This window comes from Pseudomonas sp. IPO3778, assembly GCF_013386825.1.
Taxonomy (GTDB): Bacteria; Pseudomonadota; Gammaproteobacteria; order Pseudomonadales; family Pseudomonadaceae; genus Aquipseudomonas.
In genome coordinates this window covers 1-7,620 of record NZ_JACARC010000112.1, presented here as the reverse complement: position 1 = coordinate 7,620, position 7,620 = coordinate 1, and the positions used below count along the sequence as shown (strand labels likewise).

Annotated in this window: 9 protein-coding genes; 2 read left to right on the top strand and 7 right to left on the bottom strand. The window is 62.4% G+C overall.

Going from position 1 to position 7,620, the window contains the following annotated elements; genetic code table 11:
- Nucleotides 1-79: 79 nt before the first annotated feature.
- From HX855_RS32620 to HX855_RS32590, 7 genes are all read right to left on the bottom strand, one after another.
- Nucleotides 80-460 (bottom strand): hypothetical protein, encoded by a 381-nt coding sequence (locus HX855_RS32620; RefSeq protein WP_177091024.1) that lies wholly within the window; start codon nt 458-460, stop codon nt 80-82.
- A 14-nt stretch (nt 461-474) separates the two neighbouring features.
- Complete coding sequence (locus HX855_RS32615; RefSeq protein ID WP_177091027.1) at nt 475-1,755, bottom strand: type II and III secretion system protein family protein; 1,281 nt, start codon at nt 1,753-1,755, stop codon at nt 475-477.
- On the bottom strand, nt 1,752-3,890 hold the full coding sequence (gene sctV / locus HX855_RS32610; protein ID WP_177091029.1) for a type III secretion system export apparatus subunit SctV: 2,139 nt from the start codon (nt 3,888-3,890) through the stop codon (nt 1,752-1,754). Before sctV ends, HX855_RS32615 begins: the two co-directional genes overlap by 4 nt.
- On the bottom strand, nt 3,887-4,222 hold the full coding sequence (locus tag HX855_RS32605; protein WP_177091032.1) for a lipopolysaccharide assembly protein LapB: 336 nt from the start codon (nt 4,220-4,222) through the stop codon (nt 3,887-3,889). The genes sctV and HX855_RS32605 overlap by 4 nt, the downstream gene beginning before the upstream one ends.
- A complete protein-coding gene (locus tag HX855_RS32600) occupies nt 4,222-4,578 on the bottom strand; it encodes a hypothetical protein (protein ID WP_177091034.1) in 357 nt (118 codons plus the stop codon). The genes HX855_RS32605 and HX855_RS32600 overlap by 1 nt, the downstream gene beginning before the upstream one ends.
- 28 nt (nt 4,579-4,606) lie before the next feature.
- Nucleotides 4,607-5,500, bottom strand: coding sequence for an FHA domain-containing protein (locus tag HX855_RS32595; RefSeq protein ID WP_177091036.1), 894 nt, complete (start codon nt 5,498-5,500; stop codon nt 4,607-4,609).
- A gap of 125 nt (nt 5,501-5,625) precedes the next feature.
- Entirely contained in the window at nt 5,626-5,787 is a 162-nt protein-coding gene (locus HX855_RS32590; protein WP_003207273.1) for a hypothetical protein, read from the bottom strand.
- Nucleotides 5,788-6,452: 665 nt separating this feature from the next.
- Here HX855_RS32590 and HX855_RS32585 point away from each other — a divergent pair.
- Both HX855_RS32585 and sodC read left to right on the top strand, forming a co-directional pair.
- A complete protein-coding gene (locus HX855_RS32585) occupies nt 6,453-6,905 on the top strand; it encodes a winged helix-turn-helix domain-containing protein (RefSeq protein ID WP_177091038.1) in 453 nt (150 codons plus the stop codon).
- A gap of 117 nt (nt 6,906-7,022) precedes the next feature.
- Entirely contained in the window at nt 7,023-7,544 is a 522-nt protein-coding gene (gene sodC, locus HX855_RS32580) for a superoxide dismutase family protein (protein ID WP_177091040.1), read from the top strand.
- Nucleotides 7,545-7,620 lie beyond the last annotated feature (76 nt).

Below are 7,620 nucleotides of genomic sequence, written 5' to 3'. Positions count from 1 at the left end.
GTGGCAGACAGATCTGCTGGGCCGGGAATACCGCTATCGCAGGCAAGCCAGCTCCCACAGGGGGAATGCGCACGGCGGGTCATTGCTCGGCTCCCGGTGCGCCAGCCTTGGCCTCTTGCTGCGCCTGGCGCCGCTGCAACTGCTCCCGGTCAAACCCCTCAATATACACCTGCGCCGCCCGCCCGACCGGCGCTGCCATCGCAGGCCCGGTGGCCCGGCCCTGATTCAAATCCTGGCGCTGCTCCACCATCTGCATCAAATTCAAATTATTGGCACAGCCCAACGGCAAGGTCGCCTTGAAATCCTCATCCAGCCCGATCTCGTCCTTGGCCGGCGGCTGCTGGCACTGGCTTGGCAGCCCGTCCGCCTGATACTGCGGCGAGTAATACACCGGCGCCAAATGCGCCTTGCAGCCCACCACCAACAAGGGCAAACACATCAACAAACGCGAAACTTTCATGACATGCCCCCTCATCAATTCATGTAAAAACCAAACGCCCCACCGCTGCGCGGCCCCGCCGCTGAGGCGGTCGCAGGCTGTGCATCCAGCGGCGTCGCCAGGGTGCGACTGCGCACCGGCTCCACCAGGTACGGCGTGATCAAAATCACCAACTCGGTTTCGTTACGCTGAAAACGCTTGGAGCGGAACAGGTTGCCCAGGATCGGCAAGTCACCCAGCAATGGCAGCTTTTCGATGTCCTGGCTGCTCTCACGCTGGAACAGGCCGGCAATCGCAAAGGTCTGCCCGCTGCCCACTTCCACCCGCGTATCGGCGCGGCGCACGCTGAACGACGGTACATGGAAATTACCGAAATCCACCGTGCCGCCACTCACCACACTGCTGACCTCCGGGCGCACTTGCAGGGCGATACGGCCATTGGGCAGCAGGGTCGGATTGAACAGCAGCGACACGCCGAACGACTTGTATTCGATGCCCACCAGGTCCCGATTCACCGGCACCGGAATCGCCACTTCACCCCCCGCCAGAAAGCTCGCGGTCTGCCCGGTCATGGCGGTGATATTCGGCTCGGCCAGAATTTGCAGAATCCCGTTGGCCTGCAGCGCATCGAGCATGCCGTCGATATTGGTGTTGCCCGAACCGCTGCCCGCCGCCGCCAACCCGCCAGCGGTTGCCGCCGCCAGCGGCCCACCGGTAATCAGCCCGAAGGAAAACGTGCCGTTGCTGAACATGGCGTTCCAGTTCACGCCGTAGTGCAGCAGCTCGGAGCGGGACACTTCAGCGAAGCGCACGCGCAAATTGACTTGGGCTGCACCGGCATATTCGGTGGTGTTAACCGCGCTCTGGAAACCCTGGCCCTGAGGGTTGAGCAACGCATTCAAGTCGGTCGCTTCGCCCACCGAACGCACCGTGCCCTTGGCGATCAGGCGGTTGCCGGCGCCGCTGATCTGCGCCCCAGTGCCGGGGTGCAATGCTTGCATCGGCGTGGTCACCGCCTGGGTGGCGCTGCTGACCGCCAGGGTCAGGCTGGCCAGCTGTTTGCCGTCGTTGCCAAGGGCAATCAGGCTGGTATTGCCCGGCGCCTTGCCGAAGATATAGATCACCCCCGGCGACACCACCTGCAGGTCGGCAATCCCGGGCTCGGCCACCAGCACCGACTCCACCGGCGCCACAAAATGCAGGATCCGGCCTTCACCGGAGGCCAGGCTGATGGAACCCTGGGCGCCGTTGGGGATGTCCTGGGCACTGCAAAAAAACGAGGTCAACGCCAGCAACAACAGAGAAAAACGGATCATGAGGCAGACGCCAGGGAAGTGACGGAAGCCGCAGCAGGCGCACGGCGGTTGGAGATGTCGGTGAGGCTGATGGTGACCAACGCTTGCAGGTTGTATTCGGTGGCCAGTTCACGAAACGACAACACCGCCAGCTCCAGTTCACCGCGCACCACCAGGCGGCGCAGGCTGCGGCGCAGTTCCGGATGCACCAGTAACACCGCGCTGTTGGCCTCGATGGTTTTGTCGCAGGCCTGGCGCAGTTGGGTGAGCAAGGCGCGGTTGACCTCCTCGGGGATCACGTCGCGGCTGGGTTCCTGGCGACGCAGGGACGCGCGCAACTGGTCTTCCAGTCCCGGCGCCAGTACCAAGGCACCGATCACCCGATTACGGTCAGCGTATTGATGGCTGATCTGCCGCGCCAACGCGGCGCGCAAGTGTTCGGCCAGGCGGCCGGCGTCGGTTTCCCGGGCGCCCCACTCCACCATGGCTTCGAGCAAGGCCCGTTGATTGCGGATCGACACGCCTTCGCCTACCAACAAGCGCAGGGTCTCGGCCACCCGCTGCAACGGCACCAGGCGCAGGGCTTCCTTGACCAGTTCGCCGTAGGTGGCTTCGGTGCGTTCGAGCAGCAGGCGGGTTTCCTGGATCCCGAGGAAGTCCGCGGCGTAGCGGCGCAGGCTGCGTTCCAGCACGCCGCGCAGCACTTCGTCGGGCAGCAGGAAACCGATGCCGGCATTGCGCAGCGCGTCTTCGTGCTGGCGTTCGATCCAGTGGGCGGCGCGGCCGTTGAGGGGCGAGTCGGCTTGCAAGGTTGCGATGTCCAGCAACTGCACGTGCACCGGGTCGTCCTGCAACAGCAGGCAGTTGACCGGCATCTCCCCTTCACTCACCGGCACGCCTTCCAGGGACACCCGGAAACTGCCCGGCGTGGCCTTGGCGTCCATGTGCACACCCGGTACCGGCACGTCGACGCCGAGGTCGCTGCGAAGGTCGTGGCACAGCGCTTCGATGCGCTGGCCCAGCAACTGGCGCGGTGCGCTGAGGGCCAGGGCGCTGCCGAGGGTCAGCAGCACGCGGGTGTCGGGGGCCAGGCCGTAATCCTGCTCGGCCTGCACTTCCACCACGGGCTCCAGCGTCTCGATCAGGGCTTCAGGCTCTACCTGATGTTCGCGGGTATGCCGGCGGTACATCACGAACGCCGCGCCGCCGAACACCAGCGACAACCCGAGGAACACCCAGGTCGGAAAGCCCGGGATCACGCTGACGCCGACCATGATCAGCGCGGTCAAGCCGAGGGCCCGATAGCTGGCACCCAGTTGCTTGAGAATCTCGCTACCCAAGTCGCCCGCTTCGCCGTCGCTGTTGACCCGGGTGACCACGGTGCCCGCCGCCACGGAGATCAGCAGCGCCGGGATCTGTGCGATCAAACCGTCGCCCACGGTCAGCAACGAGTACGTGTGAACCGCCGCGCCGAAGGCCATGTCGCGCTCGATCATGCCGATCAGCATGCCGCCCAGCAGGTTGACCGCGAGGATCACCAACCCGGCAATCGCATCGCCTTTGACGAACTTCATCGCGCCGTCCATCGCGCCGAACATCTGGCTCTCCCGCTCCAGGCGCGAACGCCGACGGCGGGCTTCGGCCTGGTCGATATCGCCGTTGCGCAGGTCGTTGTCGATGCTCATCTGTTTGCCGGGCATCGCATCCAGGGTGAAGCGCGCCGCCACTTCCGCGACCCGCTCGGCCCCCTTGGTGATCACCACAAACTGCGCCACGGTGATGATCAGGAACACCACCATGCCCACCACCACCTGGCCGGCAATCACGAAGTCGCCGAACGCCTTGACGATATGGCCGGCGTCGCCGTGGAGCAGAATCAAACGGGTGGTGGTGATGGACAGCGACAGACGAAACAGAGTGCTGAGCAGAATCAGCGGCGGCAGCGCCGAGAATTCCACCGAGTGGCCGATGTAGAAGGCCACGATCAGGATCAGGATGCTCAGGGCGATGTTCAGGCCGATCAGCATGTCCACCAGGTAGGTGGGCAGCGGGATGATCATCATCACGATGGCCATCAGCATGAACGCGACGATGATCACGTCGGTACGCTGGGCGGCCATGCGTGCGATGCCGTTCAGGCGATTGAGCAGGTTCATGGCGCCACTCTCCGTGCAGCCAGGTAGCGTTTGAAGCACTGACGCGCTTCGTCCTTGCGTTCGCCGTACCACAGTGCACGGGCGCGCAGCAGCAACAGGCTGGCGGACTCGCCTTCCAGCGCCACCAGGCGGTCCAGGGCCGAGAGTGCACGGGCGGCGTCACCGCTGTCGGTGAACGCCAGCACCAGCGAGCGCAGCAGCAGGCCGTCGTTGGGCGCCACACTCACGGCGATCAGCAACATCACCAGGGCGCGCTGGGACTGGCCGTTGCGCCGGTACAGCTCGCCAATGCCCTTGAGCAATTGCACCGCGTCGTCGTTATCCCGGGACATCAGGCCTGGACCTCCGAGCGTTGTTGTTCGAGGGTGCGGCGCATCTCGATTTCCTCGCTGATCAGGTCGTGGGCCAGGGCCTTGATCTCCGGCTCGGCGTCGAGGCTCGGCAACAGGTGCTGCATCACGTGTTCCAGCAGCTCCAGGGAACGGGCGCTGCCAAACAGCAGCGAGTCGACGCCGGCGGCGCTGGTGAGTTCTTCCAGGTCGCTGCGCAAGGAGCGGCGGGACTGGACCTTGCGGGTTTTCAGCACCGCTTCAAAAGCAGTGGCCTGGCGCGAATTGACCGGGCGAATCGCCTCGACCGGTGCGCTGCGCACATCACTGGGAATCAACGGACGGGGTTCGACTTTCATCCCGGGGCCTTAGCTGAAAAAAGCAGCGTCATAGGGTGAAGGTGAAGCGTTCTTCGCCACGGGCGAGGATCACCTGATTGTTCTCGATGCGTTCCAGCACCCAGTTGTCGGCCAGGGCCGCGCCGGGGTACAGGCGCTTGCCGCTGTCGTTGATCACGTAGGGATTGGTGCCGAACCACACCGCTTGAAAACGCACCCGTGGCCGGGCCGCATCCGCACGCACCGCGACCCGCGGGTTGAGCACGATTTGCTGGCCATAACGCCGGTCGAAGGCCTTTTGCAGGGCGAGCCACTGGGGCTGTTGCGCCCGCTCGAAAGAACCGACGGCATTGAGTTGGCCGTCGACATCGTTGACCTTCACGGCGTCCAGGTGGGCGGCCTGCAATTGCCCTTCGAACCAGGCCTTGGCCTCGGCGCGGGACGGCTTGGCCACGGCTGTTTCAGCCACCGGCATGACGGCCTGCGCTTGCGGCGGATCATTGCGAAACGCCAAGGCACCGGCGCACACAAACAGCAGCGCGGTGGCGATGATCCAAGGGGTGAACGTGCGGGTTGCCGCAGGCGGTTTTTCAGGGCTGCCCGGCAGCGCCAGGCTCACACCCGCCGTGCCGATGCGCAGTTGCAGCGGCAGCCGCGCGCGATGGCCGCTGCCTTGGGGAATGCGCACATCACCGGCAGTGCCGGTGATCAGTACATCACCGCCGAGGGCTTCGACGGCCACCTGGGCGCCTTCAAAGCGCAGGCGCAGGTGCAACTCGGCGATCCCGGGATCGCTGAGCTGAAGGTCGGCGGCCAGTGCGGCGCCAAGGGTGTAGACCGGCTGGTCGAGCATCAGGGAACTGCCCTGGTGCAAACCGTGGGTCACAAGCAGGGTCGGCGCGCCATTCGCGGCGGGCAGGCCCAGGGAAATCAAGGCTGTCATGGTTGGGTTTGCCCCCTTGAGAATCACAGGCCGCAACAGCACCTGTGCCGATCAACAACGGTGCAACGGGGTGAGGCAGGACGAGGCAGGTATGCGAGCAGCGCCGGCGCTGCCCGCATGGCGAATCAGTTCTGCGGACGCTGTTTGGTGGCGTCGAGCTCTGCTTTTTTCGCGGTGCTGATCTCGGTGATCTTGGCCGACTTCTCGATAGCCATGTTGAAAGTTGCTTCCATCTTCGCGATAGCGTCGTCGGCGCCGCCTGCACTTACTGGTGGAGTAGTAGCCATGTTCAATCTCCTTGCATCGATAGGGAAGTTAACCAGCATGCAAACCGAACCAAACTCCCAGCGTCAGACAGTGAGTTGGCAATGCAGCCGTCGGTTTGCATGGGACCCATACTACTCATGAATAAAACGCCTTCGCTGTGAAAGCTTGTGAAACGTTCAGGGCGGGTGCTGTGAAAAATCCGGCTCAAGGCAGCGTTGAGAAAATTTCATCACTTTGTGCGTGCGGAACTTTTGTTAAAAATCCAATACACAACGAAGCCCAATGATTACGGGACCCGCAGCGTGAAACTGAACGGTATTGAACCCTGCAGAGGCCATTAACCCCTGAGCCAAAACGTTGACCACCCAACAGTTTTTGAAAATAAATCCGACAACTTCACACTTTTAAATAATAGCCATTTGCCCAACTTTGCAGATATTTCCGTTTGTAACAAAATCGACTTGATCATCGCGTTTCATAGCTCGGCGCGGGCTTGCTCAATAACACTCCACAACTTTCGCCGGCCCAAGTTAGTGCACTTGCACTAAATAGCGATTTATATAAAACAACCTCCAGGTGATCTATGACTACGATCCCGGCGCGCCACACCTGACCCTCCCTTGCAGCCTTGCGCGAAAGGGAGACGTGCGGGGCTCTGCCTTGAACAAGCACAAAGGTTAATCACATGACGTATTCACAACGCAGCCACCTTGAAGACAGCGCTTTGGAAATTCACTTTGGCCCTTATCGCCTGCTGCCCCGACGTCATCTGCTGCTGAAAAACGGTGAACCGGTGAGCTTGGGCAACCGGGCGCTGACCCTGTTGATTGCCCTCGCTTCGCGGCCTGGCGAACTGTTGGAGAAAACCCAATTGCTGGACATCGCCTGGCCACGGCTGGTGGTGGAGGAATGCAATCTGCGGGCGCAGATCAAGGCGATCCGGCGGGCGTTGGGGGACGATGATTCGGCCTATATCGCCACGGCAACGGGCCAGGGCTATCGGTTTGTCGCGCACACCCGGGTTGAACGCGAGGCGTTGAAAAAGCCGGTGGTGCTGGGGGTTTATAGCTGTCGGCGGTGCCTGGGCAATGAGGTGACGCCGGTACACAGTGTGCGGCAGGAGAGGCTTAACAGCTAAGCCTGGGTGAATATTCCGTTGGAAAAATATGTTTTTTCCAACGGAATTATTTGGGTGGGTTGGTCGTTGTGTTTCCCGAGACTGCTCACTTCTATCCACCTTTTCGGGAAACTTCTCATGAATCGTATTCACTGGCTCAGCCTGGCAAGCCTCCTCGTCATCGGTACCGCTCAAGCGGCCACCCTGCAAGTTCCGGTCAACCTCGTCAGTGCGGATGGCGCGCCGCAGCCTGTGGGTACGGTGACCATCAGTGAGTCCGCCTACGGGCTGATTTTTACCCCTGACCTGAAGTCGCTGCCGGCGGGTGTGCATGGGTTTCATATCCATGAGAACGGCAGTTGCGAGGCGGGGGTTAAAGATGGCGTGAAGGTGGCGGCGTTGGCGGCGGGTGGGCATTTTGATCCGCAGAAGACGGGCAAGCATCTGGGGCCTTATGGTGAGGGGCATCTGGGGGACTTGCCGGCGCTGTATGTGAACATGGACGGCACCTCGACCAACCCGGTGTTGGCGCCGCGGTTGAAGACGATTGCGCAGATCAAGGGCCGGGCGTTGATGATTCATGCGGGTGGGGATAACCATTCGGATATGCCCAAGCCGCTGGGTGGTGGGGGTGAGCGGTTGGTTTGTGGGGTGATCTGAATCGGGGTGGGGGTGGGGGTGGGGGCATATCCGTTATTTAGGTAACGGCGGCTTAGGGTTCCGCCCTTACGGCGGG

What these genes read in the sequence shown, in the direction of transcription:
- HX855_RS32620 (WP_177091024.1), bottom strand. Translation starts at nt 460, where the DNA reads ATGAAAGTTTCGCGTTTGTTGATGTGTTTGCCCTTGTTGGTGGTGGGC.
- HX855_RS32615 (WP_177091027.1), bottom strand. Translation starts at nt 1,755, where the DNA reads ATGATCCGTTTTTCTCTGTTGTTGCTGGCGTTGACCTCGTTTTTTTGC.
- sctV (WP_177091029.1), bottom strand. Translation starts at nt 3,890, where the DNA reads ATGAACCTGCTCAATCGCCTGAACGGCATCGCACGCATGGCCGCCCAG.
- HX855_RS32605 (WP_177091032.1), bottom strand. Translation starts at nt 4,222, where the DNA reads ATGTCCCGGGATAACGACGACGCGGTGCAATTGCTCAAGGGCATTGGC.
- HX855_RS32600 (WP_177091034.1), bottom strand. Translation starts at nt 4,578, where the DNA reads ATGAAAGTCGAACCCCGTCCGTTGATTCCCAGTGATGTGCGCAGCGCA.
- HX855_RS32595 (WP_177091036.1), bottom strand. Translation starts at nt 5,500, where the DNA reads ATGACAGCCTTGATTTCCCTGGGCCTGCCCGCCGCGAATGGCGCGCCG.
- HX855_RS32590 (WP_003207273.1), bottom strand. Translation starts at nt 5,787, where the DNA reads ATGGCTACTACTCCACCAGTAAGTGCAGGCGGCGCCGACGACGCTATC.
- HX855_RS32585 (WP_177091038.1), top strand. Translation starts at nt 6,453, where the DNA reads ATGACGTATTCACAACGCAGCCACCTTGAAGACAGCGCTTTGGAAATT.
- sodC (WP_177091040.1), top strand. Translation starts at nt 7,023, where the DNA reads ATGAATCGTATTCACTGGCTCAGCCTGGCAAGCCTCCTCGTCATCGGT.